A 23411-nucleotide genomic window follows, 5' to 3' on the forward strand; every position below is an offset into this window, starting at 1 on the left:
GCATCTATCTGCGGGCTCGGGGCAGGACAATGGTGAACACGGCGCCGGACCGGTCTTTCCGATTTTCAGCCCGGATCGTCCCTTTGTGCGCGTCGATAATCTGCTTGGAAATCGAAAGCCCAAGCCCCGAATGGTTGCCAAAGCCGTCACTGTCCGGACGATCGGTGTAGAACCGCTGGAAGATTCGCGCGACATCGCCGGTGATGCCGCTGCCCTCGTCGGTGACAGTCACTGTAACGTCTTCGGGACTTGTGGCGAGAGCAACAGTGACTGTTCCGCCGGTAGGCGAGAACGAAACCGCGTTGTCGATCAAATTGGCAAAGACCTGGGCCAAACGACTTTCATGGCCATTCACCACCGCCGAGCCACGCCCGGTGCGCTTACCGAGAACGACAGACACGTTCCGGGCAGCGGCAATGTCCTTCTGGATGCTCACCATGGTTTGGGCGAGCTTGTCCACATCCACCAGTTGGGCGCTTTCGCGGGCCAGTTCTGCATCAAGGCGGCTGGCATTGGAGATATCGGAGATCAAGCGGTCCAGCCGGCGCACATCGTGCTGGATGATTGCGTTGAGGCGCTCCCGATCCTCGGCCCGCTTGGCCAGCGGCAGGGTCTCGACCGCAGAGCGCAACGAGGTCAGCGGGTTCTTCAACTCATGGGCCACATCGGCAGCGAAACGCTCGATGGCTTCGATCCGGTTGTAAAGCGCATCCGTCATGCGACGCAGCGCTCCCGACAGATGGCCAATCTCGTCGGGGCGATCGGTAAAGTCGGGGATCTCTGCCCTCGCGTCACCAGCAGTCTGCACGCGTTCGGCTGCGGCCGACAAGCGCCGCATGGGCCCCGCGATGGTCCCCGCCAACAGCAACGACAAGCCGATCTGCACTACCGCCGCAATCATGGCGATGCGCAAAATACTCCAGCGTTCCTGGGAAACGATGGAGTCGATGTCCCCTGGCGCCGTGGACAGAAGAAGCACGCCAACAATGGCCCGCAGGCGCTGCACAGGCACGGCGACAGACACAACCAGGCGGTTCTGATCGTCCACCCGCACGAAATCGGCCGGCGCGCCTTGCAGTGCGGAGGCAACCTCCGGGTACCGGCGGCCCTCATCGATCCCGTATTCCTGATATTGGGGAAAGCTGTCGCCTGGCGCCCAGGAGAGAATTGCGTTCCACCAGTCCCAAAGGAAAAAGGACGGACTGTCCTCTCCGGGCGGTCGGATCACTTCGCCGCGAGCGTAGATATTGTCGCTGTCCAGGATCAATAGGCCGCCCTGATCGTAGATCCGGGCCCGCGTGCCTGTTGGCGTAATCAAGTTGCGCAACAAGGGCGCGACCCGTTCGGGGCTGATTGGAAATTCCAGCGTCGGATCGAAATAAGAAAGGGGCGATACTCCACCGCTCTGCAGCTCAAGCAGTCGGTCGGGATTCACGGAAATAACGTCGCTATCCACAGTAGCAGAGGCGGCAATGGCGGCCGAGATGATTTCACCCTGAACACGCAGCGATTGCACCCGGGCGTCGATCAGGCCGGCGCGCCACTGGTTCAGGTAAAGAATGCCAACCACCAAAACCAGCAGCCCTGCCAAATTCAGCGCGATGATGCGTCGCGTCAGGCTTGAGAAGATAGTTAGATCAAGGAGGTGGCCAAAGCCTCGGGCGAGTTTGGCGAGTGGCGTCAGGAGCAAGCGCCGCCAGTTCCGGCGGGGTCGGCGCACCTTGTCTGTGCGCCCCACGGTCGCGGACGAACGCGGCCCAGTATCTGCCTTCTCCCCTAGCTCGGGGTCAATGATGGCCACTTGGTACTATTGTTCCTTGAAGCGATAGCCGACGCCGTAAAGCGTCTCGATCATCTCGAAGTCGTCGTCGACCATCTTGAACTTCTTGCGCAGGCGCTTGATGTGGCTGTCGATGGTGCGGTCGTCCACATAAACCTGGTCGTCATAGGCGGCATCCATCAGCGCGTTGCGGGACTTGACTACCCCTGGCCGCAGAGCGAGCGCCTGCAGGATCAGGAACTCCGTTACCGTAAGGGTGACCCGCTGGCCCTTCCAGGTGCAGGTATGGCGCTCCTCATCCATGACCAGCGAGCCGCGCTCGATGAGTTGCTTGCTCGGCGCCGCTTCCCCAGGAGCGCCGGCAGGCGCTGATGGATCGCGAGGGGCCGAGCGGCGCAGGATTGCTTTGACGCGCTCAACCAGCAACCGCTGCGAGAACGGCTTGGTGATGAAATCGTCGGCGCCCATCTTGAGCCCGAACAACTCGTCGATCTCCTCATCCTTGGAGGTCAGAAAAATAACCGGCACATCCGACTTCTGGCGCAGCCGGCGCAGCAGCTCCATCCCGTCCATGCGCGGCATCTTGATGTCGAGGATCGCCAGATCGGGCTTATCGGTGGTTAGACCCTCGAGCCCCGAGGCTCCGTCTGTGTAGGTTGCAACCTGATAGCCCTCCGCTTCCAGGGTCAGGGACACAGAAGTGAGAATGTTGCGGTCGTCATCCACAAGGGCGATCTTGGGCATAAGCTGCCTTTCTATTGTTCTTACATTGTCCGCGTGGCGCGGCCGTTGCAGGGGATGAGTAGTGTTATATAAGGCACGGTCAAGGCAGGCGCCACCTCAGCACGCAGCTGCAGGCCCATTCAACTTCCGTCTTAAGACCGATTTGGGGATGGCTCCCCACCTCTGGGCTCACCTAGACTCCCCTTGAAGCACGCAGGCCCGCTGCACGCGACGCCCCCAGGGAGAACCCCGATGCCTCTTTTTGATCATGGACCCATCCGCAACCAACTTGCGGAGCAAGCCGCGTCGTTGTCGCTGAACGAAGACGTGCCCGAGCTAGTTGCATCCGCCCTAAGGCAGGAGGAAGCAGTGCTGTCTGCCGATGGCGCTGTTTGTGTGCGCACCGGCAAGTTCACCGGCCGCTCCCCCAAGGACAAGTTCATTGTTCGCGACGCACTCACCCAAGAGCGCGTCTGGTGGGAAAACTGCGCCGCCATGACCCCGACGCACTTCGAAGCGCTGCTCGCAGACGCCATTGCGTCCCTGGCGGGTAAGGACCTCTACCAGCAGGACCTGCTGGCCGGAGCCGACCCGACTTACCAGTATGGCGTCACTGTGCTCACACCCAGTGCCTGGCACGCGCTCTTTATCCGCAATCTGCTGATACGACCGGGCGAAACGGTGCCCGCAGCTCCGGTGCCAACGCCGGTCACTATCGTGCATGCCCCACGGTTCCAGGCAGACCCGGCGCGGCATGGCAGCCGCAGCGAAACAGTGATCGCGCTGGATCTAAGCCGTAACATCGTCGTCATCGCCGGAACGCTGTATGCCGGGGAGATCAAGAAAAGCGTCTTCTCGCTGTTCAATTTCCATGCGCCCGACCGCGGCGTCCTGCCGATGCATTGCTCAGCTAATCAGGGACCAGATGGCGAAACGGCGCTGTTCTTTGGCCTTTCCGGTACGGGCAAGACGACGCTCAGCAACGATGCCAATCGCCCCCTGATCGGGGATGACGAGCATGGCTGGAGTGAGGAAGGTATCTTCAATCTAGAGGGTGGTTGCTACGCCAAGACGATCCGGTTGAGCCCGGAAGCGGAGCCGGAAATCTTTGCCGCCAGTCGTCGCTTCGGCACCGTTCTCGAAAATGTCCTGCTTGACCCTGCCAGCAAGCTGCCGGATTTCAACGACGTCTCCCTCACCGAAAACACGCGGGCGGCCTACCCGCTCACTGTTCTGCCGCGAGTGGCGGAAGGAAGCATCGGACGCACTCCGCGCACCGTAGTCTTTCTGACCGCAGACGCCTTCGGAGTGCTGCCCCCGATCGCTCGCTTGAGCCCCGAGCAAGCGGTTTATCACTTTCTCTCCGGCTATACCGCCAAGATAGCTGGTACCGAGCGCGGCATCACCGAGCCACAGGCAACGTTCTCGGCCTGCTTTGGCGCCCCCTTCATTGCACTTCATCCAAACGTCTATGGAGCCATGCTGGCCGACAAACTCCGGGACAGCGGCGCTTCAACCTGGTTGATCAACACGGGCTGGACCGGCGGCGGCTATGGCGTTGGCCAACGGATCGACATTGCCTCTACCCGGCGCCTGCTCAACGCGGCGCTCCAGGGCGAACTCGACGACACCGCAACGCGGATCGATGAGTTGTTCGGTTTCGCTGTGCCGCTTGAGGTGCCGGACGTAGACAGCAAGCTGCTGACCCCGCGCCTCACCTGGGCGGATGCGCAAGCCTATGATCGTCAGGCCACCCATCTTGCAGGATTGTTCAGCGCCAACTTCGAGAAGTTCGGCGCTTTGGCCAGCGCCTCGGCAGGACCGGTCGTCGCACAGGCGGCCGAATAAGCCAGAGCGGATAAAAAGAAGGGCGCCTCGAGGGGCGCCCTTTATGTTCGGCTTGGAATGGCTCTCAGTTCGGCGAATAGAAAATGTGCGACCCGATTTGGGCGACCTGGCTGAAAGTGTGCGACCAGGACGGGCTCACAGCAGTGGTGTGGTAGAACAGCGCCGAACGCGGCAGTGAGCCGAGCTTTTCGCCCTTGGCATATTCCGCATAAACTGTTTCGGCCAGGGCGGCCGAACGAGCCCAGGCACGCCGCTCACCGGGCGTATCGGCGCGGCCATCGCAGGCGAAAGTGAACTGGCAGCGATAACGGCCCTTGTCGGCGTTTTGGTAGATAACGCCGCAAAGGGTGGAAGGAAACTTGCCCGAGCGGGCCCGGTTCACGATCACATTTGCGACAGCCATTTGCCCAGCTTCGCTTTCGCCCCGAGCCTCATGGTAGATGGCTTGGGCCAGGCATTCACGCTCGGTATTGGCCTGCTCGATGCGCTTCCCCGTCGGCAGGAAGCCTTCATCGATATATTTGGCCAGGATTTCGGAGTTGAGCCCGGAAGCCTGCTTCGGCCCCGCCGGAGCAAAGCTGTCAATCGCGGACAGCGCACCATTGCTGCCGCCAAAGGAACCACGAGCGATGTAACCCATTAATACTTGAGAGTTCAGCTCTCCGGGCTGCTGGACTGCGCTGACGTCAAACGAACGCAAGGCCTTTTGACGTTCTACGTAATTGGCTAGCAGGGCTGGGCTGAGCTTGCGCTGGTCGGACGCCAAAGGCGCCGAGGTCGGCCCAAGCGCGGACTGTTGCCGGACCTTTTGAACCGAAGGAGGAATTTCGAGCGGAGAGACGTTGGCAGGGTCCACTGATTCAGCATGGGTCGGCACGAGAGTAACGAAGAGCACCAGGGCCACTGCGCAGAGCGCGAGTAGGTGAGAGAACGCACGTCTCGTTGTTGCTTGCCAGCTTTTCGTCAATGTCCCGTCCTTGCCCTTGGGCTCCGGCAGCCATATCCGCCGGGCCTTCGTCGGTATGCCCCCGAAGGGACGCTCGTCACGCCGGCGGCACCCTAGCCGAGGCTTGATGAACTTCAAACCGAAATTTACGCTGTATTAACCATAGCGCTTAGGAACTTAAGACAGGGTTAACGCACGCAACGGCGCTTGAAAAGCGTGATATTTGAATGAATTGCGGGCTGCCTAGCGCCGGTTTAACGCAACCGATAAAGCTTTACGGGCTTAACGTCGAACTGATGCGATTGCCTGCGCAGTGTTGCGGCGAGACACTGGCCTCCCTCCGTGGCGCAGAGATTCGCTCTTAAGTAGCTGGAAAAGCAGCCCTTCGAACGTGGTGCAAGCTTTCGTGAATCGCGATTCCGAGTTCGCGAATTTCGTCGCTGGGATGAACCAGATCCGGAACCATCACGGTCTGCATCCCGGCCGCATGCGCAGCCCGCACCCCGGTATGGCTGTCTTCGAGCGCCAAACAATGTTGCGGCTCGATCCCGAGCCGCTTGGCGGCCAAAAGATATGGCTCAGGAGCGGGCTTGGGATTCACCACATCGTCGCGGGTGACAATAGTGTCAAATAGATCCAACAGGCCAGCATTGCCCAGATGGGTCCAGGCATGCGCACGACGCGAGGATGTGGCGATCGCCGTCGGGATATTGCGCTCGCGCAACTCGGTGATCAACTCGCGGGCACCGGGCTTGACCGGAATCTCCGTATGCATGCGGTCCCGCATGATCACCCGGCAACGGTCGTCAAAGATCGTGTAGGGGAAAGCAACTCCATATGCTTCCATCAACATCTGGCTGGTGTGCTCATGGCTCGCCCCGACCATGTTCATGTGCACGGCTTCGGTCATCTCAAAGCCAAGCTCGGTGCACACTTCAAAGACGATAGTCTTGAACACGCTTTCGGTGTCAAGGATCGTGCCATCCATGTCGAAAATGGCGGCTTGGAAAGGAGCCAGGTGCAGATGATGCGGTTCGCGTGTCATCTGTTCGCATATAGGGCGATTTGACTCCGGGCGCTAGGCACCCGGGACGCCCTCTGCCATGCAACCGCATCAATGCAGGGGAGCCAAGGCCAAGCGTGAGCGTTGTTGATCCATGAGCCAGTTTCAACCCGCCAAGAACCATCAAAGCCTGGGTGACGCATTCTTCGATCGCGTAGCGCCGGCGGCCTTTCCCAAAACCATCTTGCGCCATCGCGATCAACGCTGGGCCGCCCGCCTGGGGCTCGAGAACCTGTCGGACGAGCAATGGATTGCTCACTTCGGCCGCTTCGAGCCGTTGACGGGCTCGCTCGCGACTCCGCTGGCGCTACGCTATCACGGCCACCAGTTCCGCTCCTACAATCCCGACCTGGGCGACGGGCGCGGGTTCCTGTTCGCCCAGGCTGTTGACCTTGAGGATGGCCGCCTGCTCGATTTGGCGACCAAAGGGTCCGGGCGTACGCCATGGTCGCGCGGCGCCGATGGCAGGCTCACGCTCAAGGGCGGCGTGCGCGAAATTCTCGCTACCGAGATGCTGGAAGCTCTGGGGGTCAACACCTCAAAGAGTCTGTCGCTGGTGGAAACCGGCGAGGAACTTGAGCGCGGCGACGAGCCGTCCCCTACCCGAGGCTCGGTTCTGGTGCGGCTTAGCCATAGCCATATCCGCATCGGCACCTTCCAGCGCCTCGCCTATCTTGAGGAAACCGAGAACATTGCCCGACTGCTCGATTACGCCATTGAGCACTACTATCCAGAACTTGCCGGCGCGGCGGATAAGCCAGCGGCATTTCTCGAAGCCGTCGTCGCACGCGTTGCCGAAATGGGCGCACAGTGGATCGCGGCAGGCTTTGTGCACGGCGTGCTCAACACCGATAATATCAACATCACCGGCGAAAGCTTTGATTACGGCCCATGGCGGTTCCTGCCGCGCTATGACCCGAACTTCACGGCGGCCTATTTCGATGAAACCGGACTTTACAGCTTTGGCCGGCAACCCGAAGCGCTGGCCTGGAACCTGACGCGGCTGGCCGAGTGCCTCGTGCCTTTGTCGAGCGTTGAAGCCCTTGAGCCGGCGCTCAACACCGTCTGGCCCGGATTCAGGGCCGCCCTGCCAGCAGCATTGCTGCGGCGGCTGGGACTGCAACCACTCGGGGCCGAGCCGGACACCGCCTTCGTGAATGCGCTCTTCACCTTCATGTTGTCGAGCCAAACACCTTACGAGCAGTTCTTTTTTGATTGGCGTGGGGGCGCAGTCGGTGCGGAGCGGGCCGCGCGTAGCCCTTCGGCCAGCCACTATGCCAGCGAAGCCTTCAGGCCCGTCGCTGACGCATTGGAGGCTTATAGTCCGGTTGGGAACCTCAATCTTGATCACCCCTACTTCGCCCGGGAGCGGCCGCGCACCATGCTGATCGAAGAGGTGGAGGCGATCTGGGCGCCAATCGCCGCGACCGATGACTGGTCGGCCCTGCATTTGGCACTGGCCGAAATCGCCGAGATGCGCGAGGCTTATGGCATCAAGCCATAAGGAGAAACCATGCCTATTTACACCCTGGATGGTGTCGCCCCGCAGATCGACAGTGATGCCGCCTGGATTGCCCCCGATGCTGTGCTGGTGGGACGGGTTATGGTTGCCGCCGATGTGGGCATCTGGTTTGGCGCCGTCGCGCGGGGCGACAACGAGCCCATCACGATAGGGGCGCGTTCCAACATCCAGGAGCATGTCGTCCTGCATACCGATATGGGCTTTCCGCTCTCGATCGGCGAGGGCTGCACCATTGGCCATAAGGCGATGCTGCATGGCTGCACAGTGGGCAACAACACGCTGATCGGCATGGGTGCCACAGTGCTCAATGGCGCCGTTATCGGGGCTAATTGCCTGATTGGCGCCGGAGCCCTCGTGACCGAAGGAAAAGCTATTCCGGATGGATCCCTCGTCGTGGGTGCGCCGGGCAAAGTGGTGCGCCAGCTCACGCCCGACGATATCGAGCGCCTGCGGCGGTCCGCAGCGAGCTATATCCGCAATGCGCGCCGTTTTGCCGCCGGCCTTGCCGTCTCCGCTCCCGTGGCTGTTGAGTTTGACCCGGCATGATCGGTCGGCTCAACCATGTTGCCATTGCCGTGCCAGATCTGGCTGCAGCGTCCGAGCGCTATCGCACCCTGTTGGGCGCCAGCGTTTCATCACCCCAGACTTTGCCTGAGCATGGGGTTCGCCTTGTTTTTGTTGACACCGGCAACAGCAAGATCGAGCTGATGGAGCCGCTCGATGAGACTTCGCCCATCGCAGCCTTTATGGCAAGAACGCCGGCCGGCGGCCTGCATCATGTCTGTTTTGAAGTAGCTGATCTGACCTCGGCCGCCGCCAAATTGGCCGCCGGGGGTGCCCGCGTTCTGGGCGATGGTAACCCGCGCATTGGCGCCCACGGCAACCCAGTGCTGTTCCTTCACCCCAAAGACTTCGACGGCACCCTTATTGAACTGGAACAGATTTGACCTGCACCTGTTGTCAGGCCCTTTACCATTCCATTTGCTTGTTCTGCTTGTGCAGCCAATTTTAAAACTTGGCACGCTAGCTTTGCGCCATGGAGGGGCGGAAGACAGCTGTGGGGGCGCAACACAATTTGCAGAGCAGAGCGATCACTTGGCTGCGGCCAATGCTGCTGCCGGCCATTCTCGCGCTGGTTGTCATTGCAACTGCGGGGGTTTGGCTTGATCGGCAGAACACCACGATTGAGCAAGGGCGGATCCGCAGCTCTGTAGCGAGCCAGGCATCCTTGATCCGGGCGAGGCTCGAAGGAAACATCAACGCCAATCTGCAGCTGGTGCGGGGGATGGTCGCGGCGATCGCCAGCGAGCCCGACATGACCCAGACCCGCTTTCAGGAGCTTGCCGGCATCCTGTTCGAGCAGCCCACCCAACTGCGCTCCTTGGCGGCGGCACCTGACTTCGTGGTTCGCATGGTTTATCCGCTTGCCGGTAACGAGCGGGCCATGGGGCTCGATTACCGCATTAATGAGGTGCAGCGCGATGCTGCCATGCGCAGCCGGGACAGCCACAACCTCGTAATCGCGGGGCCCGTCGACCTGGTACAGGGGGGCCAGGGGATCATCGGTCGCTTTCCTATCTACACCAAGACGGTGCAAGGGGAGCGTTTCTGGGGCATCTTGTCGGCCATTGTAGATGTTGACCGGCTTTACGCCGAAAGCGGGTTGCTGGATCGTGGCCTGCCGATCGAAGTCTCCATTGCGGGCAAGGACGCGCAAGGCGGCGACGGCGAGCTTTTCTTTGGCCGCGATCTGGCTGCCCAGAACCCAATCCGGGCCACGGTTCTGCTACCCTCAGGCTCTTGGGAACTCACCGCCATACCCAAGGGGGGTTGGCCCGCGGCCTCGTCATCCTGGATATTCCGGCTGGTGCTGGTGGGGGCTGGCGCCCTGGTGCTGCTGCCCATTCTCGTGACTGCACGGATGCTCAACGAACGGCATGTGCATTTTCAACGCCTCAAGCAAAGCGAGCAGGACCTCGCACGCTTGTCGCGACGGCTGGGCCTCGCCCTGGCCACTTCCCAGGTTGGGGTTTGGGAGATGGACATCCACACCCAGGAATTGCTGTGGGATGACCGGATGAACGAACTTTATGGCCTCCCCGCTGATGGCGGGCGCCGCTCCTATCGAGACTGGCAGAAGGCCTTGCATCCCGACGATCGGTACAAGGCAGAGCACGACTTTGCCGAAGCCATGCTGCGGGGCCACTACCATTCTGATTTCCGCGTTCAGCGCGCGGACGGCGCCGTCCGGCACCTGCGCGGAATGGGCGCCGTGTTCACCGATCCCGGCAGCAATCCCAAGATCGTGGGCGTGAACTGGGACGTCACGGCCGATGTGTCCCTCAACGAGGACCTGCAGCGGGCCCAGCGCCTCACGGCGGCCCGCAATATCGAACTGGAAGCGGCCCGGGTCAGGATCGAGCATAATGCGCTGCACGACAGCCTCACGGGTCTGCCTAATCGGCGCTTCCTCGACGATATCCTCAAGGCGCTCTCCAGCAACTCCGAGAACCCGGGGCGCCACATAGCGCTGCTCCATCTCGACCTTGATCGCTTCAAGCAGATCAATGACACGATGGGTCATGCTGCAGGCGACGCCATGCTGGTCCATGTCAGCCGCGTTCTGCGCGATAGTTGCGAGCCGGGAAGCTTTGTTGCCCGAGTGGGCGGCGACGAGTTCGTCGTGGTGCTTACCGACAGAACTGGCGATGCCGAACTGACCGAGCTCGCTGAGCGCATCATCTCGCGGATGCAGCAGCCGATCAGCTTTGAGGCCCATGAATGCCGCTGCGGTGTCAGCATTGGCATAGCCGTGGACGACAACTCGCCCGCTGCGGCCGAGCAGTTGTTGATCAATGCCGATATCGCGCTGTACCGGGCCAAGAAGCGCGGCCGCAACCGCCATGAGTTCTTCAGCGCAGCATTGCAAGCCGAGGTGGTCAACACCAAGCGGATCGCCGACGATATTCTGAGCGGGCTGGAGCGGAACGAGTTCATCGCCTTTTACCAGCCGCAGTTCGACGCCCGCACCCACAACTTGGTCAGCGTCGAGGCCCTTGCCCGCTGGCAACATCCACGGCTGGGATTGCTGACCCCGGATGCCTTCTTGGCCATCGCCGAGGACCTCAATGTATTATCAAGCATCGACCGAATTCTGCTGGACCAGACCCTGAACGATCTGCGCCATTGGGATGGGCTGGGCCTGCAGGTACCGCGCGCCTCGGTCAATGTTTCCCTGCGGCGACTGCATGACGAGAACCTGATCCAGGGCCTGAAACAACGGGACATCGAGCCCGGCCGCCTCGCCTTCGAGCTCGTGGAGTCCATCTATCTCGACGAGCAGGATCCGGTGGTCGCTTGGAATATCGACCAGCTCAAGGAGCTGGGCATCGACGTCGAAATCGATGACTTCGGTACTGGCTACGCGTCCATTGTTTCGCTGCAGCGGCTGCGCCCGCGGCGCCTCAAGATCGACCGGCAGTTGGTGCGCCCCATCACCGTTGACCCTGCCCAGCGGCAGTTGCTCGCTTCCATCGTCGATATCGGCAAGTCCATGGGCATCCAGGTGGTTGCCGAGGGCGTGGAAACCCTCGAACAAGCCTCGCTGTTGCGCGATCTGGGCTGCGATATTCTCCAAGGCTATGCCTTCGCTCGGCCGATGAGCCGGGATCATCTGGATACTTTCCTGCAGGTCCAGGCCTGGCGGCACGCCTCCTAGGACTACCTGACGGTTTTAGCTGGCCGCCTCCAATGCCGCCTTGCGCGCGAGCCGCTCCCTGATGCTGGCGATGTCCGTTCGGGGCGTCGCGGCAAACAGGGTCTTGGTGTAGCCGTGCTGCGGATCACTGAACACTGCGTCGCGGGTGCCGTGTTCCACCACATCGCCGAAATACATCACCATGACCTCGTCGGCGATATAGCGTACCACCGACAGATCGTGGCTGATGAACACATAGGTCAGGCCGAACTCTTCCTGAAGGTCTTTGAGCAGGTTGAGAATCTGCGCCTGCACCGATAGGTCCAGCGCCGAAACTGGCTCGTCGAGCACCAGGAACGAGGGATTGAGCATCAGCGCCCGTGCAATGGCGATGCGCTGGCGCTGCCCGCCCGAGAACATATGCGGATAGCGATTGAAGTGCTCGGGCCCAAGGCCAACCTTGAGCAGCATGGACATGGCCTTGTCCGCCCGCTCGGCCGCGCCCATCGAAGTGTTGAGCAGCAGCGGCTCGGCAAGCACGTCGCCGATCTTCTGGCGCGGATTGAGCGAGCCATAGGGATTTTGAAACACGATCTGCACCTTCTGGCGCATTTCGCGGGTCAGGGCATGGCTGGCATCCACCTTGGCGCCATCGATCAGAATCTCACCCGAGGTCGGGGGATCGATCAGGGTGATCATGCGCGCCAGGGTAGACTTGCCGCAGCCACTCTCACCGACCACGGCAAGGGTACGGCCTTTCTGGAGCGAGAAATTGACGCCCTTGACCGCATGGACGACCTTGGCCGGGCGGAATAGTCCGCCCGCCGTAACATAGTCCCGCGTCAGGTTCTTGACTTCCAGAACGGGGGTGCTCATCGGGCTGCCCCCGTTTCGGGATCAAAGGCGAAGTCCGCCACGGTGGGCAGCCGATCCCCGACAGCGTTTTCCGGCAAGGCCGACAGCAGCGCCTTGGTGTAGTTGGACTGAGGGTTTTCGAACAAGGATAGCACGTCGGCTTCCTCCATCTTGTGGCCCTTGTACTGAACGATGACGCGGTCCGCCGTTTCGGCGACCACACCCATGTCGTGGGTAATCATGATCAGGGCCATGCCATGCTCGGCCTGTAGGCGCACCAGCAGGTCGAGGATTTGTTTTTGAATGGTGACGTCGAGTGCCGTGGTCGGCTCATCGGCGATCAGGAGCTTGGGGTTGCAGGCAATGGCCATGGCGATCATCACGCGCTGGCATTGGCCACCCGACATCTGGTGCGGAAAGGCGCCGAGGCGTTCGGCACCGTCGCGGATGCCAACCAGATGGAGCAGTTCCACCGCGCGAGCGCGCGCGGCCCGACCATGCAGGCCCAGATGCTCGCCGAGCACTTCCTCGAGCTGGAAGCCAATGGTGAAACAGGGATTAAGGCTGGCGACCGGCTCTTGGAAGATCATGGCAATGTCCTTGCCGATGATCTTGCGCTTGGCCTGGGCGCTCATCCCGAGCAAGTCCAGGCCCTCGAACTCCATCTTGTCGGCGGTCACGGTAGCGGTAGGGGGCAGGAGGCCCATAACTGCCAACATGGCCACGGATTTGCCCGAGCCGCTCTCGCCCACAATGGCGAGCACTTCGCGGCTGTCGACGGAGACGTCGATCCCGTCCACGGCCTTGAACAGACCCGCGGAGGTGTCGAACGAGACGGTAAGATTACGAATGTCCAGCAGAGGCATGGGTCAGCTCCGCTTCAGCTTGGGATCAAGGGCGTCGCGCATGCCATCGCCGATGAGGTTGATGGCCAGCACAGTGACGAGGATGGCAAGACCCGGGAATGTCACCACCCAGGGTGCGCGCAGGATGAACTCGCGCGCGGTGGCCAGCATTGTGCCCCATTCGGGCGTAGGCGGCTGGGCCCCCATCCCGAGAAAGCCCAGTGCCGCCGCATCGAGGATGGCGTTGGAAAAGCTCAGCGTGGCCTGTACGATCAGCGGCCCCAGGCAGTTGGGCAGGATGGTAACGATCATCAGGCGCAGGTGGCCGGCGCCCGACATCTTGGCGGCGGTGACATATTCGCGGTTCTTTTCCGCCATCACCGCTGCGCGCACCAGCCGGGCGAAGTGCGGCTGCAGCACCACCGCAATCGCGACCATGGCATTGAACAGCCCCGGCCCGAGAATGGCGACCAGAACCAGCGCCAGCAGCAGCGAGGGAAACGCCAGGATAATATCCATGAGGCGCATGATCAGCGCATCGACCCAGCCGCCGAAATAGCCGGCCAGCACGCCCAGGACCACGCCCACGACCAGCGCGCCGACCACGACAAAGAGGCCGATAAACAGCGAATAACGGGCGCCATGGATTAGTCGGCTGAGGATATCTCGGCCCACGGGGTCGGTGCCCAGCAGGAACCGTGGATCACCCATTGCGTCCCAAACCGGTGGCTTAAGGAGAGCGTCGCGAAATTGCTGGTCAGGCGAATGAGGTGCGATCAAGGGGGCAAAGATCGCCACCAGCACCAGCAGGGTGAACACGACGAGGCCGATAACGGCGCCGCGGTTGACGGAAAAATAATGCCAGAATTCGCGAAGACTGGCGCCCAGGTCGGCCTTGTCGGCGACGGGAGTGGCTTGCAACTGGCTCATCTACTTCACCCTGATGCGCGGATTGATGACGGCATAGAGCACATCGACGGCCAAGTTCACGGCCATGACGATCAGGGCAATCAGCAACAGGCCGGACTGCACCACGACATAGTCGCGCTTGGAGATGGAATCGATCATCCACTTGCCGATACCGGGCCAGGAGAAGATCGTTTCGGTGAGAATGGCGCCGCCCAGCAGCAGACCGACCTGGAGACCGATCGTGGTGATCACCGGAATCAGCGCGTTGCGCAGGGCATGGACATTGATGACGCGGCGTTTCGAGAGGCCCTTGGCGCGCGCGGTGCGGACATAGTCCTCGCCCAGCACTTCAAGCATAGCCGAGCGGGTTTGCCGGGCAATCACCGCAAGCGGGATAGTGCCCAGCACCACGGCCGGCAGGATCAGGTGGCGCAGGGCGGACACGAAGGCGGGCCAGTTGCCGTAAAGCAGCGTATCGATCAGCATGAAGCCGGTGATCGGGCGCAAAAAGAAGGTCAGCGCGATGCGTCCGGACACCGGGGTCCAGCCCAGATAGCCCGAAAAGAAGATGATCAACAGCAGACCCCACCAGAAGATGGGCATGGAATAGCCGGTCAGCGCGATCCCCATGGTGAGCTGGTCGAACCACGAGCCGCGCTTGACGGCGGCAAAGATGCCGGCCGGAATGCCTACGATCACCGCAAAGAGCATCGCCACCAGGGCCAGCTCGATCGTGGCTGGGAACAAGGTCATGAACTCGGTGAGCACCGGGCGCTTGGTGGCCAGCGACACACCGAAATTGCCCTGCAGCACGTTGCCCAGGTAATTGAAGTACTGCTGCCAGAGCGGCAGGTTGTAGCCAAACTGCTCGCGCAGGATTTCGTAGCGCTCAGGGGTTACGCCATGCTGGCCGGCCATGGCCAGAATTGGATCCCCCGGCAGCACGCGCACAAAAAAGAAGGCGCAAAGGGTGATGCCGATCATTGTCGGCACAATCAGCGCCAGTCGGCGCAGGATAAAGTTGAGCATGGGTTGGGTTCAGGGCCCCTTGTATATGGAAAACCTCGGTCCAGCCTGGACCGAGGTTCCATCTTGGACGGGCCGGCGCGCGCGGGCGCCGGCGATGATCCTTATTCCTCGATGTCCACGCCTTTGAAGGAGTGGTTGCCCAGCGGGCTCATCTTGTAATTCAGGACGGTCTTTTTCATTGGCATGAACACCCGGCTATGAGCCAGAGTCATGGCGGGTTCTTCGGCCTTGAAGATTTCCTGGGCCTGGCGGTAGAGCGCGGCCCGCTCTTCCTGGTCCGAAGTGGTCTTGGCCTTCTGGATCAGGTCTTCGAATTCCTGGTTGCACCAGCTCGAATAATTGGACACGCCAATGGCCGAGCAGGAGAACAGGGTCGCAAAGAAGTTGTCCGGATCACCATTGTCCCCGGTCCAGCCGATCTGGAACGGACCCTTGCGGTCCTCGGCCTTGCCGCGCTCGCGATACTCGGTCCATTCATAGGTGACGATATTGGCGTTGACGCCAATAGCGGCCCAGTCGGACTGGATGAGTTCGGCAACGCGCTGCGCGTTCGGATTATAGGGACGCGAGACCGGCATGGCCCAAAGGTCAGTGGTCAGCTCGGTGATGCCGGCTTCGGCAAGCAAGGCCTTAGCCTTTTCCGGATCGTAGGTATCGGCCGGAATTTCTTCGTTATAGGACCACATCGTGGGCGGGATCAGGTTCTTGGCGTCCTCGCCAGCGCCCTGATACACCGCCTCGATGATGGCAGCCTTGTCGATGGCCATGCTCAACGCCTTGCGCACATTGACATTGTCAAACGGCGCTTCCGTGACGTTGTAGGAGATGTAGCCGATATTGAGGCCTTCCTGCTCCATCACGTTCAGGTTCTGGTCAGCCTGCAGCTGCGAGATGTCAGCAGGCGCCGGATAGGACATGATATCGCATTCGCCCGCGAGGAGACGCTGCGCGCGCACCGAAGGATCGGTGGTGATGGCGAATACCAGGTCATCGATCGGCTGCTTGCCATCCCAGTAGTCAGGGAAAGCCTGGTAGCGGATCACGGTATCGAGCTGATAATCCACCAGCATGAATGGGCCGGTGCCGACTGGCTGGGTGGAGAAGCTCGCCAGGTCGCCGGATGCTTCGAGCTGGTCGGCATACTCCTTGGAGACAATGGCCGCAAAGTCCATTGCCAGGTTGGCGATCATGGGCGCATTGGGTTCGGTCAGAACAAAGGTCACCGTCAGGTCGTCATCCTTGCGGATTTCCTGCAGGTAGCGGGCCATGTCCATGCCCTGGAAGTAATCCCAAGTCATGCCCTCGAGGTAAGCATACCACGGGCTGTCTTCCTTCCACTGGCGCTCGAAGGAGAAGATCACGTCATCGGCGTTGAGATCGCGCGTGGGAGTGAAATAGGACGTGGTATGGAACTTGACGCCCGGACGCAGGTGGAAGGTGATTTCCTTGCCGTCCTCGGAGATGTCCCAGCTTTCGGCCAGGCCGGGAATGGTCGCCGTGCCACCGGGCTCGAACTGCACCAGGCGGTCATAGATGGTGTGCGAGCTGGCGTCGAAATCGTTGCCACCGGTCAGCGGACCGGGATCGAAGTGAGCCGGCGAAGCTTCGGAACAATAGACCAGCTGCTTGGCCTGGGCCGCGCCGGCAGTCAGTGCGAGCACGGCGGTCGCCGCCAGCAGGCTCTTCATCAATGTCATATTTGGTGTCTCCCGGGACAGTTTTTTTGCGCCCGGTTTGCCGGCCGGGCTTAACGGTCAACAAAGCGTAGAAAACAAAGGAGCGCAATGGGGGAGTTTTACCGTTTGGTCAATGCTGTGACCCTGCGGCCTTTTTTCACAATGAAGGCGCCATCCAGCTCTTTGCTGGGCCCGCTCTTGACCGCTGCTTTGTAGCAGTGCTCCATCACGGCATGGCCCGATCGATTGCAACAGTTACCCTGGTGGTCCGCGAATACGATGCGGCCATCGCCTATTACTGTGACCTGCTGGACTTCACGCTTCTTGAGGATACCCCGCTGGGCGGCGGCAAGCGCTGGGTGGTGGTCGCCCCTAGGGAAAGCCGGGGCGTGCGGCTGCTCCTGGCCCGGGCAGATGGGCCCGAGCAGGAAGCCGCCATTGGCCGCCAAGCCGGCGGCCGGGTCATGTTGTTTCTCCAAACCGACGACTTCGCCGCCGACTTCGCCGCGATGACGGCAAAGGGCGTTCAGTTCCTTGAAGCACCCCGTCAGGAGCCTTATGGAAGTGTCGCGGTGTTCGCTGATCTCTACGGCAATCGCTGGGATTTGATTGAAGCGAGGCCCCTATGATCCTGTTGCGTATAGTCTTGGCGGGCCTGCTGCTGCTCCTGCCCGCCCGGGGACAGGAAGAGGGCTGGCATTATTCTCCTCTTCCGGGTGAAGGCGACCGGGCGACCCTGGGCTGCGCGCTGCGCTCAACTGCCGAGGAGTTCAACTGCATCGCCGTGCGCTGCGAAGACGACTTCTCGGTCGGCATCTATGCCCATACCAGCCGCACCGAGCCCCATACCGGCGAGTGGCTGATCACCATCGACAGGGTCAACCGCCCGTTCCCTGCCGAAAAGGGCGAAGCACCTTATGGCGCCAGGCTCCCCGATCCTGACGGGTGGCTGCTCCACAATCTCCAGAATGGGGCCGTGGCTTATCTCCACCCGCTTGAGGGCCCGCCCGCCCCGCTCAACTTCATTCCCCTGTCCGGCTCGCTCTACGAGATCAATCGCGCGCTGGCTTATTGCGTCCCGCCCAAGCCGGCCGAACCGAATGAGCCGCCGGGCGTTACCCAGCGAACCCCTGAAGGAGAGCCCCATGGATCGTCGCCCGCTTGGCCGCAGTGAACTTGTGATCGAACCCCTGGTGCTGGGCGGCAATGTGTTCGGCTGGACCGTTGACCAGAACACCGGCTTTGAGGTGCTGGACGCGTTTGTAGACGAAGGCTTTACCGCCATCGACACTGCCGAAGGCTATCCAAACTGGGTGCCTGGCAACCCGCCGGGCCAGAGCGAAACCATTATCGGCGAGTGGCTCAAGGCGCGCGGCAACCGCGACAGCGTGCATATCTTCACCAAGGTCAACTCGGCCAAGAACCCCGGCGGTCTGAGCGCCGAGGCCATCAAGAGCGCCGTCGAAGACTCTCTGCGCCGGTTGCAGACCGATTATATCGACCTCTACCAGAGCCATTGGCCCGATCCGGATACCCCGCATGAGGAAACCCTCGCGGCCTATGATGTGCTGATCCGCTCGGGCAAGGTGCGCGTGATCGGTGCCTCGAACTACACCGCGGCCATGATGCGCGAGGCCCATGAGATTTCCGTCATCAAGTCCCTGCCCCGCTACGATGTGCTCCAGCCCCGCTTCAACCTTTACGACCGCGACGAGGTTGAGGGCGAAGTGCAGGAGATGGCGGAAAAGGGAGAATTCGGCATCATCTGCTATTATAGCCTGGCTGCCGGGTTCCTCACCGGCAAGTACCGCTCGGAAGCCGATTTCGGCAAAAGCCCACGCGGCGGCGGGGCCAAGAACTACCTTAACCCCAAGGGCGAAGCGATCCTCAAGGCGCTCGATGAGGTTTCAGCGGAGGTCGACGCTACCCCGGCCGAAGTGGCCCTCGCCTGGATCGTTGCCCAGCCAGGCATTTCAGCGCCCATCGCCTCGGCGACGTCCGTTGAGCAGGTCAAGAGCCTTGCCAAGGGCGTGCGGATCAAGCTCAGCGACGAGCAGGTGGAAGCCCTGACCGCCGCCGGACGCTAGCACCTACCACTCGAATGCCGGGCCGTTTTCCCGCGCGCCCAGCAGAAACACATCGGCCATCAAGCGCAAGGGAGCGGCGTCCACGTCGCTCTCGCCACGCTCCAAGAGCGCTGCGAACCGCTCATAGATCCCCTCATATTCTTCCGAGGGGTTCTGCACCACGATCTCGTCGTTGACGCGCAGCGCCGTGCCGCCCTTTTCCAGCTTGAGCACGTCGCCGCTTTGCGTCTCAAAACGGATGGTCCAGATCTCCCCGCTTTCCTCGAGCCAGTTGAAGCCTGCGCTCATTTGGGGCTGATGCGGCTCACCCGACTTGAACGCGATCTCAACATCCACTGGCGTTTGCCGATTTTCCGGGAAAGTCAGCCGGCTGCTTTGCACAAAGACCGGGAACGGCATCACCTTGGTGAAGATGGAAAGGGCATTGATCCCGGGGTCGCATACGCCGAACCCACCGGGCTCCCAGACCCAGTCCTGACCGGGATGCCATTTGCGCACGCTTTCGCGCCAGTCGATCCGCGCCGATGCCACGCCCTGCTCGGCCAGCAGCTCGCGCGTCCGGTCGACCGCGGCGTTGTATTGGGAATGCCAGGTCTGGAACAGCACGCGATCGAGGCGCTTGGCCTGCGCCACCAGGTCATCGAGCTCGGAAATCGTGGTGGTGGGGGGCTTTTCCATCATCACGTCCTTGCCGGCCTCTAGAGCCTCGCGGACATATTGGTGACGAATGCCAGGGGGCGTGCAAACCGAGACGAGATCGACTTCCGGCATGGCGGCGTAGAGCTCGCCCGGCGTCTTGAACACCGGAACCCCGTTATGGCCAATGCCGCGCGTCGACACCGTCGCCGCAAGTTCGAAATGCTCGGACTTATCGATCACCGGCAGGTGCTGGTCCTGGGCGATCTTGCCCACCCCGATAACGGCAATCTTGCGCTTGGCCATGGTTCGGCTCCTCCATGAGCGGTTTAGAGCAGAGCCTTGACGATCTGCCAAGCCCGGCAGGCGGACCATCAGGGGCGAGGTGTGGCCGGCTCCCAAAGCTCGATCGCATTACCCTCTGGATCCTCGATGCGGGCGAACCGGCCGGTCTCGGGATGATCCCATTCGTCGGGCCGGGTTTCCACCGCGATGCCGGCGCTGGTCAGTTGCGCGATCATGGCGTCGAGGTCATCGACGCGGAAATTGAGCATCCACTGCTTGGCTGCCGGAAAATAATCGGTGTCCGCCGCAAAGGGCGCAAATACCGTCAGGCCCGCCTCCTGGTTCCACAAACCGGTCACGCCAAGATGCTGCTCATACCAGCTCGCGAGTGCCGCCTTGTCGCTCGCGCGAAAAAACACGCCGCCAATACCCACAACGCCTGCCATTCGCGTCCCCCTCAACGGATCAGGATTGCCCGGAAATCATTGACATTGGTGCCCGTCGGCCCGGTGACCAACAGGTCGCCAACGGCGGCAAAGGCACCATAGGCGTCATTGCTGGCGAGGGCCGCCAGCGGGTCGATGCCGGCATGGCGCATTCTTGTGGCCGAACTGCCATCACAGAACGCCCCGGCATTGTCCTCTGAGCCATCAATGCCATCCGTATCCGCCGCCAGCGCCGAAATCCCATTCACCCCATCCAGTGCAATGGCGAGCGCCAGCAGGAACTCGGCATTGCGCCCGCCCCGGCCATTGCCGCGCAAAGTCACCGTGGTCTCGCCGCCCGAAAGCAGCACAACCGGCTTGGCGAACGGGCGGTTGCGCTGGGCAATTTCACGAGCCAAAGCGGCATGAACCAGAGCCACGTCGCGCGCTTCTCCTTCTACCGAGTCCGAAAGGATTGCCGCTTCAACCCCCCGGCTCCGGGCGAGTTCGGCGACCTTTTCCAGCGACACCGCCGCCGACGCAATGGTGCGCACGGTGTGAGTTGCGAAGATGGGATCGCCGGGTAGCGGCGCGAGGTTTTCGTCACCCGCCAGCAGCAACGCCGCGGCGGGCGGCAATTGCAGGTCATAAAGCGTGGCATACTTCCGCGCCAGTTCGCGCGTTCCAGCCAGAGCGACCGTCGGGCCTGAAGCTACAATGGCTGGATCGTCTCCCGGCACATCGGACACGACGAGTGTCGCCACACGCGCAGGCGCCGCCAGTGCAGCCAGCCGCCCACCCTTGAGGGTCGAGAACTGGTTGCGGATCAGGTTCATCACCCCGATCGGGGCGCCTGAAGCCAGCAAAACGCGGTTGATGGCCTGCTCGTCATCCAGCGTCAGGCCCGGCGCAGGCGCCGGCAGCAGCGCCGAGCCGCCGCCCGAGATCAGCGCCACGACCAGATCGTCAGGGCCAAGCCCCGAAACTGTTTCGGCAATCCGCCGGGCTGCCAGAAAGCCCGCTTCGTCGGGCACCGGATGGGCGGCTTCCACGATCTCGATGCGCTCGCAGGGCGCGCCATAGCCATAGCGCGTGACGACCAGCCCCTTGAGCGGTCCGTCCCAAGCCGCTTCAAAAGCCTGCGCCATCTGGGCAGAAGCCTTGCCGGCCCCAACCACGACGGTGCGCCCCCGAGGCTTGGGCGGCAAGTTATCGCGAACCGCTAGAGCGGGTTGGGCCTGGGCAACGGCGTGCCCGAACCAGGCTTGGAGCAGGTCTCGATCCATAAGTGTGGCTTGTCATTCCTTGGGACGCTCGATAGCCACAACTTGGCGAAGCCCATCGTTACTGTCCAGCAGGCGCTACGCCCGCAGGCAGATATTCTATTCCCCGCGAGGATCTTATGGCTCCACGATATGCAATCTACTATGCGCCTGATGTGTCGGACCCGCTTTGGGCAAGAGCCAATCAGTGGCTTGGGCGCGATCCCGTCACCGGGAGCATGGTGCGCGAGCCGATCCCGCCGCTTGGCCGCGAGGAGCTCGACGGCCTCACCGTCTCGGCCCGCCGCTACGGCTTTCACGCCACCATCAAGGCGCCCATGGCGCTGGCCAGTGATGTCAGCGAAGCCGAGTTGCAGGATGCGCTGGCTCGCTTTGCGGCCGAGCACGCGCCGGTATACTTAGGGCGGCTCGAACTCGTTTCATTGCACGGCTTTCTTGCGCTGATCCCGCAGGCAAACGAGGCTTTGCAGGATCTTGCGGCCCATGTGGTGGAAAGTTTCGAGCCCTTTCGCGCGCCGCTGTCGCTCAAGGATCAGGCCCGCCGCGCAGCGGCTGGGTTGACGCCACGGCAGCAGGAACTGCTCGGCGCCTATGGCTACCCTTATGTGTTTGAGGAGTTTCAGTTTCACATGACCTTGATCGATCGGCTGGGTAAGGCCGATCACGACCGGGTCCTGGCTGCCGCCGAGGCGTGGTTTGCGCCCGTGCTGGCAACCTCAGTGCGGCTAGACCGGATTTGTCTTTTTGTTGAGCCCTCTCCAGGAGAGCCGTTCCGGCGAGCCACGGAATATCGGCTGCGCGACGGCGCGCTGGGCGTTTAACTCCGCGTATTGAACCGATCTTCGCTTATCGCGTTGGAAGTTGTTGGAGCCGGGTTTCAGGAGCTTTTCGTGTCCAAAAACGGACTGTACGTCGTGATCGGCATTCTGCTGGTCGCAGTTCTTGCCTTCGGCATCTACATCTATCAGCAACAGACACGCCCCGGCATCGAGGTCAGGGTGGACGAACAAGGGATATCGATCGATGGCAACGGATAATCCGGGTGCTGGCGAGGATCGCCGCGAAACCATAGCAGAGGTGATTGCCAGCGAGCTTGACCGGCAGGCGCATGACGGTGCCATTCGCGTCGATGTGCCGGCGCTGGCGGAAGCCATCGACGTCGCCATTGCCGCTGAACTCGATCCAACTCACGCCGCCGGAGCCGAACCAGCGCCGCTGGACGAGGGCAAGCGCCCCGAAGAGCTCAATTCCACCAATGATGGCTAAGACGGAGCTGGCGTCGCCAGCCCCTTAATCCCGTCAGTGGCCGTTGCCTTTATCAGCGCGCAAGGCCACTGACGCCGCGCGGCGTGCTGCTTCTATGGTTTCGAAATGCTGGCCATCGATGGCGAAGGCAGGCAGCCTGACCGCAACAAAACGAAAGCCGCCGTTTTCGGGCACGACAATGCCCTGCGGCTCCCCGCCAACCTCGACAATGATGGGCTTAACGGTCTTGGCCCGGCCTAGATTCTTTTCCTGCATGGGTGGATGCTCCACTTGCGCGTCCGGTCAGCCCTTGGCTGGACCACAAACCCGCCAAGAGGCGGGGACGCTGGGCTTCTATCGGTCTTGTGAGACAAACGAGTGACGGGTGGTCACATTCGTTTGGAGCGACAGATTCCTTGCCAACGTTTGGCGCGGCGGAGCAGTTTGGCTACGGTCATGGAACCAGCATGGATGGTGAAGGTCGTCGATGATGTCATCTTCATTCCTCTCCTGCGGCGTTGACCCGAAGCAGTTTGGCTGCAACACCAAAATAACGC

Annotated in this window: 24 protein-coding genes; 11 read left to right on the forward strand and 13 right to left on the reverse strand. The window is 61.7% G+C overall.

Going from position 1 to position 23411, the window contains the following annotated elements; translation table 11 throughout:
• Nucleotides 1-4: 4 nt before the first annotated feature.
• Both AC3YMN_RS05645 and AC3YMN_RS05650 read right to left on the reverse strand, forming a co-directional pair.
• A complete protein-coding gene (locus AC3YMN_RS05645) occupies nucleotides 5-1684 on the reverse strand; it encodes a stimulus-sensing domain-containing protein (protein WP_489889797.1) in 1680 nt (559 codons plus the stop codon).
• Between the two features lie 123 nt (nucleotides 1685-1807).
• Complete coding sequence (locus AC3YMN_RS05650) at nucleotides 1808-2524, reverse strand: response regulator transcription factor (RefSeq protein ID WP_127751771.1); 717 nt, start codon at nucleotides 2522-2524, stop codon at nucleotides 1808-1810.
• A 231-nt stretch (nucleotides 2525-2755) separates the two neighbouring features.
• Here AC3YMN_RS05650 and pckA point away from each other — a divergent pair, with 231 nt between their 5' ends.
• Nucleotides 2756-4351, forward strand: coding sequence for a phosphoenolpyruvate carboxykinase (ATP) (gene pckA / locus AC3YMN_RS05655; protein ID WP_489889265.1), 1596 nt, complete (start codon nucleotides 2756-2758; stop codon nucleotides 4349-4351).
• A gap of 64 nt (nucleotides 4352-4415) precedes the next feature.
• Here the strand turns inward: pckA and AC3YMN_RS05660 are convergent, their stop codons facing one another.
• Nucleotides 4416-4991, reverse strand: coding sequence for a cell wall hydrolase (locus AC3YMN_RS05660; RefSeq protein ID WP_489889266.1), 576 nt, complete (start codon nucleotides 4989-4991; stop codon nucleotides 4416-4418).
• Between the two features lie 667 nt (nucleotides 4992-5658).
• A complete protein-coding gene (locus AC3YMN_RS05665) occupies nucleotides 5659-6342 on the reverse strand; it encodes an HAD family hydrolase (RefSeq protein ID WP_489889267.1) in 684 nt (227 codons plus the stop codon).
• 112 nt (nucleotides 6343-6454) lie between these two features.
• Between AC3YMN_RS05665 and AC3YMN_RS05670 the strand changes: the two genes are divergently transcribed.
• The 4 genes from AC3YMN_RS05670 (at nucleotide 6455) to AC3YMN_RS05685 (ending at nucleotide 11600) form a co-directional block, all read left to right on the forward strand.
• Complete coding sequence (locus AC3YMN_RS05670; protein ID WP_489889268.1) at nucleotides 6455-7864, forward strand: protein adenylyltransferase SelO; 1410 nt, start codon at nucleotides 6455-6457, stop codon at nucleotides 7862-7864.
• A 9-nt stretch (nucleotides 7865-7873) separates the two neighbouring features.
• Nucleotides 7874-8428 carry a gamma carbonic anhydrase family protein gene (locus tag AC3YMN_RS05675; protein ID WP_489889269.1) on the forward strand — a complete coding sequence of 185 codons (555 nt, stop codon included), beginning with the start codon at nucleotides 7874-7876 and terminating at the stop codon, nucleotides 8426-8428.
• Nucleotides 8425-8829, forward strand: coding sequence for a methylmalonyl-CoA epimerase (gene mce, locus AC3YMN_RS05680; RefSeq protein ID WP_489889270.1), 405 nt, complete (start codon nucleotides 8425-8427; stop codon nucleotides 8827-8829). The genes AC3YMN_RS05675 and mce overlap by 4 nt, the downstream gene beginning before the upstream one ends.
• 161 nt (nucleotides 8830-8990) lie before the next feature.
• A complete protein-coding gene (locus AC3YMN_RS05685) occupies nucleotides 8991-11600 on the forward strand; it encodes a bifunctional diguanylate cyclase/phosphodiesterase (protein ID WP_489889271.1) in 2610 nt (869 codons plus the stop codon).
• Between the two features lie 15 nt (nucleotides 11601-11615).
• Here the strand turns inward: AC3YMN_RS05685 and AC3YMN_RS05690 are convergent, their stop codons facing one another.
• The 5 genes from AC3YMN_RS05690 to AC3YMN_RS05710 all read right to left on the reverse strand — a co-directional run bounded on the left by AC3YMN_RS05690 (nucleotide 11616) and on the right by AC3YMN_RS05710 (nucleotide 16914).
• Nucleotides 11616-12455, reverse strand: a complete 840-nt coding sequence (locus AC3YMN_RS05690; protein ID WP_127751763.1) for an ABC transporter ATP-binding protein — start codon at nucleotides 12453-12455, stop codon at nucleotides 11616-11618.
• Nucleotides 12452-13300: an ABC transporter ATP-binding protein gene (locus tag AC3YMN_RS05695; protein WP_489889272.1), complete on the reverse strand. Its 849-nt coding sequence runs from the start codon at nucleotides 13298-13300 to the stop codon at nucleotides 12452-12454. Before AC3YMN_RS05695 ends, AC3YMN_RS05690 begins: the two co-directional genes overlap by 4 nt.
• A gap of 3 nt (nucleotides 13301-13303) precedes the next feature.
• Complete coding sequence (locus AC3YMN_RS05700; RefSeq protein ID WP_127751761.1) at nucleotides 13304-14209, reverse strand: ABC transporter permease subunit; 906 nt, start codon at nucleotides 14207-14209, stop codon at nucleotides 13304-13306.
• Nucleotides 14210-15217, reverse strand: a complete 1008-nt coding sequence (locus AC3YMN_RS05705) for an ABC transporter permease subunit (RefSeq protein ID WP_489889273.1) — start codon at nucleotides 15215-15217, stop codon at nucleotides 14210-14212.
• 101 nt (nucleotides 15218-15318) lie between these two features.
• Nucleotides 15319-16914, reverse strand: a complete 1596-nt coding sequence (locus AC3YMN_RS05710) for an ABC transporter substrate-binding protein (protein WP_206524677.1) — start codon at nucleotides 16912-16914, stop codon at nucleotides 15319-15321.
• Between the two features lie 212 nt (nucleotides 16915-17126).
• Here AC3YMN_RS05710 and AC3YMN_RS05715 point away from each other — a divergent pair, with 212 nt between their 5' ends.
• From AC3YMN_RS05715 to AC3YMN_RS05725, 3 genes are read left to right on the forward strand one after another with little or no spacing between them, the layout of a single operon-like run.
• Nucleotides 17127-17522, forward strand: a complete 396-nt coding sequence (locus tag AC3YMN_RS05715) for a VOC family protein (protein WP_172121964.1) — start codon at nucleotides 17127-17129, stop codon at nucleotides 17520-17522.
• Nucleotides 17519-18067, forward strand: coding sequence for a hypothetical protein (locus AC3YMN_RS05720; RefSeq protein WP_489889274.1), 549 nt, complete (start codon nucleotides 17519-17521; stop codon nucleotides 18065-18067). The genes AC3YMN_RS05715 and AC3YMN_RS05720 overlap by 4 nt, the downstream gene beginning before the upstream one ends.
• Nucleotides 18039-18980, forward strand: coding sequence for an aldo/keto reductase (locus AC3YMN_RS05725; protein WP_489889275.1), 942 nt, complete (start codon nucleotides 18039-18041; stop codon nucleotides 18978-18980). The genes AC3YMN_RS05720 and AC3YMN_RS05725 overlap by 29 nt, the downstream gene beginning before the upstream one ends.
• Before the next feature lie 3 nt (nucleotides 18981-18983).
• On the opposite strand, the gene AC3YMN_RS05730 is transcribed toward AC3YMN_RS05725, so the two are convergent.
• From AC3YMN_RS05730 to AC3YMN_RS05740, 3 genes are all read right to left on the reverse strand, one after another.
• The gene (locus AC3YMN_RS05730) at nucleotides 18984-19922 is read right to left on the reverse strand and encodes a Gfo/Idh/MocA family protein (RefSeq protein WP_489889276.1); all 939 of its coding nucleotides are present in this window, start codon (nucleotides 19920-19922) and stop codon (nucleotides 18984-18986) included.
• Nucleotides 19923-19990: 68 nt separating this feature from the next.
• On the reverse strand, nucleotides 19991-20347 hold the full coding sequence (locus tag AC3YMN_RS05735) for a VOC family protein (RefSeq protein ID WP_489889277.1): 357 nt from the start codon (nucleotides 20345-20347) through the stop codon (nucleotides 19991-19993).
• A gap of 11 nt (nucleotides 20348-20358) precedes the next feature.
• Nucleotides 20359-21612, reverse strand: coding sequence for a glycerate kinase type-2 family protein (locus AC3YMN_RS05740; protein WP_489889278.1), 1254 nt, complete (start codon nucleotides 21610-21612; stop codon nucleotides 20359-20361).
• 116 nt (nucleotides 21613-21728) lie between these two features.
• Here AC3YMN_RS05740 and AC3YMN_RS05745 point away from each other — a divergent pair, with 116 nt between their 5' ends.
• From AC3YMN_RS05745 to AC3YMN_RS05755, 3 genes are all read left to right on the forward strand, one after another.
• On the forward strand, nucleotides 21729-22430 hold the full coding sequence (locus AC3YMN_RS05745) for a DUF1045 domain-containing protein (protein WP_489889279.1): 702 nt from the start codon (nucleotides 21729-21731) through the stop codon (nucleotides 22428-22430).
• A 69-nt stretch (nucleotides 22431-22499) separates the two neighbouring features.
• On the forward strand, nucleotides 22500-22646 hold the full coding sequence (locus AC3YMN_RS05750; RefSeq protein ID WP_164854696.1) for a hypothetical protein: 147 nt from the start codon (nucleotides 22500-22502) through the stop codon (nucleotides 22644-22646).
• On the forward strand, nucleotides 22633-22875 hold the full coding sequence (locus tag AC3YMN_RS05755; RefSeq protein WP_172121958.1) for a hypothetical protein: 243 nt from the start codon (nucleotides 22633-22635) through the stop codon (nucleotides 22873-22875). Before AC3YMN_RS05750 ends, AC3YMN_RS05755 begins: the two co-directional genes overlap by 14 nt.
• 33 nt (nucleotides 22876-22908) lie before the next feature.
• On the opposite strand, the gene AC3YMN_RS05760 is transcribed toward AC3YMN_RS05755, so the two are convergent.
• Nucleotides 22909-23130, reverse strand: a complete 222-nt coding sequence (locus AC3YMN_RS05760) for a hypothetical protein (RefSeq protein ID WP_489889280.1) — start codon at nucleotides 23128-23130, stop codon at nucleotides 22909-22911.
• Nucleotides 23131-23411: the final 281 nt, after the last annotated feature.

It is taken from the genome of Devosia sp. Z11_6 (assembly GCF_058133665.1).

Bases quoted from the DNA above. Each gene is read 5' to 3' on its own strand.
- AC3YMN_RS05665 (WP_489889267.1), bottom strand. From the start codon at position 6,342: ATGACACGCGAACCGCATCATCTGCACCTGGCTCCTTTCCAAGCCGCC.
- AC3YMN_RS05725 (WP_489889275.1), top strand. From the start codon at position 18,039: ATGGATCGTCGCCCGCTTGGCCGCAGTGAACTTGTGATCGAACCCCTG.
- AC3YMN_RS05675 (WP_489889269.1), top strand. From the start codon at position 7,874: ATGCCTATTTACACCCTGGATGGTGTCGCCCCGCAGATCGACAGTGAT.
- AC3YMN_RS05760 (WP_489889280.1), bottom strand. From the start codon at position 23,130: ATGCAGGAAAAGAATCTAGGCCGGGCCAAGACCGTTAAGCCCATCATT.
- AC3YMN_RS05740 (WP_489889278.1), bottom strand. From the start codon at position 21,612: ATGGATCGAGACCTGCTCCAAGCCTGGTTCGGGCACGCCGTTGCCCAG.
- AC3YMN_RS05705 (WP_489889273.1), bottom strand. From the start codon at position 15,217: ATGCTCAACTTTATCCTGCGCCGACTGGCGCTGATTGTGCCGACAATG.
- AC3YMN_RS05670 (WP_489889268.1), top strand. From the start codon at position 6,455: ATGAGCCAGTTTCAACCCGCCAAGAACCATCAAAGCCTGGGTGACGCA.
- AC3YMN_RS05735 (WP_489889277.1), bottom strand. From the start codon at position 20,347: ATGGCAGGCGTTGTGGGTATTGGCGGCGTGTTTTTTCGCGCGAGCGAC.
- AC3YMN_RS05700 (WP_127751761.1), bottom strand. From the start codon at position 14,209: ATGAGCCAGTTGCAAGCCACTCCCGTCGCCGACAAGGCCGACCTGGGC.
- pckA (WP_489889265.1), top strand. From the start codon at position 2,756: ATGCCTCTTTTTGATCATGGACCCATCCGCAACCAACTTGCGGAGCAA.
- AC3YMN_RS05755 (WP_172121958.1), top strand. From the start codon at position 22,633: ATGGCAACGGATAATCCGGGTGCTGGCGAGGATCGCCGCGAAACCATA.
- AC3YMN_RS05730 (WP_489889276.1), bottom strand. From the start codon at position 19,922: ATGGCCAAGCGCAAGATTGCCGTTATCGGGGTGGGCAAGATCGCCCAG.
- AC3YMN_RS05720 (WP_489889274.1), top strand. From the start codon at position 17,519: ATGATCCTGTTGCGTATAGTCTTGGCGGGCCTGCTGCTGCTCCTGCCC.
- AC3YMN_RS05690 (WP_127751763.1), bottom strand. From the start codon at position 12,455: ATGAGCACCCCCGTTCTGGAAGTCAAGAACCTGACGCGGGACTATGTT.
- AC3YMN_RS05745 (WP_489889279.1), top strand. From the start codon at position 21,729: ATGGCTCCACGATATGCAATCTACTATGCGCCTGATGTGTCGGACCCG.
- AC3YMN_RS05710 (WP_206524677.1), bottom strand. From the start codon at position 16,914: ATGACATTGATGAAGAGCCTGCTGGCGGCGACCGCCGTGCTCGCACTG.
- mce (WP_489889270.1), top strand. From the start codon at position 8,425: ATGATCGGTCGGCTCAACCATGTTGCCATTGCCGTGCCAGATCTGGCT.
- AC3YMN_RS05650 (WP_127751771.1), bottom strand. From the start codon at position 2,524: ATGCCCAAGATCGCCCTTGTGGATGACGACCGCAACATTCTCACTTCT.
- AC3YMN_RS05695 (WP_489889272.1), bottom strand. From the start codon at position 13,300: ATGCCTCTGCTGGACATTCGTAATCTTACCGTCTCGTTCGACACCTCC.
- AC3YMN_RS05685 (WP_489889271.1), top strand. From the start codon at position 8,991: ATGCTGCTGCCGGCCATTCTCGCGCTGGTTGTCATTGCAACTGCGGGG.
- AC3YMN_RS05715 (WP_172121964.1), top strand. From the start codon at position 17,127: ATGGCCCGATCGATTGCAACAGTTACCCTGGTGGTCCGCGAATACGAT.
- AC3YMN_RS05660 (WP_489889266.1), bottom strand. From the start codon at position 4,991: ATGGGTTACATCGCTCGTGGTTCCTTTGGCGGCAGCAATGGTGCGCTG.